Here is a 455-nt window from a genome sequence, read left to right on the forward strand (position 1 = left end):
TTAAATCTTGTTTTTATTTATTCTCGGAATACATTGCACCGCCCTAAATGAATAGTCCTTATCAACCTTTGAGACTAGAATAATCTCATCGTTATTCTCTGGCACTGTAATTACTTTCATGTTTGCTGGTACATTGGCACATCGAGAATATTTTTTTGCCTCAAAATTATAGATAAATGCTTTTGTATAACCTATTACAAATTCCTCATAAGGTTTCTGAGTAGCGTGATTAGAGAAAAATGACTGAATAATCCCAAAAAATGTGGCGTATATAAATACCCTTAAAACCAGCGTTATTGTAGGGAGATGCTCACTTACACCAAAGTCAAATCCCATGTTTTCTAAAATATCTTTAATAAAAAAGAAAGGGGCAGAAATTATAATACTCCCAGAAAATTAGACCAAAAAATTGCAGCAAATAAGATAGAATAGCCCTTAAGAAAAAAGGTCTATCT

The 455-nt window shown here is 32.1% G+C and carries 1 protein-coding gene; it reads right to left on the reverse strand.

Features of this window, described 5'->3' with window-relative positions; translation table 11 throughout:
* On the reverse strand, window positions 1-336 hold the full coding sequence (locus tag IV512_RS19750) for a hypothetical protein (protein ID WP_065253148.1): 336 nt from the start codon (window positions 334-336) through the stop codon (window positions 1-3).
* Window positions 337-455 lie beyond the last annotated feature (119 nt).

The sequence above is a fragment of the Pseudozobellia sp. WGM2 genome (assembly GCF_017810075.1).
Classification (GTDB): domain Bacteria; phylum Bacteroidota; class Bacteroidia; order Flavobacteriales; family Flavobacteriaceae; genus JADNYK01.

Bases quoted from the DNA above. Each gene is read 5' to 3' on its own strand.
- IV512_RS19750 (WP_065253148.1), bottom strand. From the start codon at position 336: ATGGGATTTGACTTTGGTGTAAGTGAGCATCTCCCTACAATAACGCTG.